Consider the following 302-nt stretch of genomic DNA (forward strand, 5'->3'; position numbering starts at 1 on the left):
GGGCTCGCCACCATGAAGATCGCTCTGGTTCTCGTTGTCTTCACAGCCTGCCTCTTGGGGACGTGTCTCTCCGAGCCGGCCCCAGCTCCCAAAGCCTTCCCTGAAGCTCTAGCCGAAGCGTTTGCCAAAGCCTTCCCTCAAGACACTGGTGCCGTAAATGATCTGTTGAGCGGTCTGAGCACGCTCCTGCAGAACCTCCTCGCCGCTCTGCTGGGCGGCGGTATGATGGCGATGATGGGCGGTGCTGGCGGCGCTGGCGGTGATGGCGGTGACGGCGGCGGCGGTGGCGGCGGCGGTGACTG

Annotated in this window: 1 protein-coding gene; it reads right to left on the reverse strand. The window is 64.9% G+C overall.

The genetic code is table 11. The features are described from left to right. Positions 1-108 precede the first annotated feature (108 nt). A partial coding sequence (locus P2081_RS20655; RefSeq protein WP_278924662.1) for a hypothetical protein occupies positions 109-302 on the reverse strand: 194 nt, incomplete at its 5' end.

Source organism: Pseudophaeobacter profundi (assembly GCF_029697505.1).
Lineage (GTDB): Bacteria > Pseudomonadota > Alphaproteobacteria > Rhodobacterales > Rhodobacteraceae > Pseudophaeobacter > Pseudophaeobacter profundi.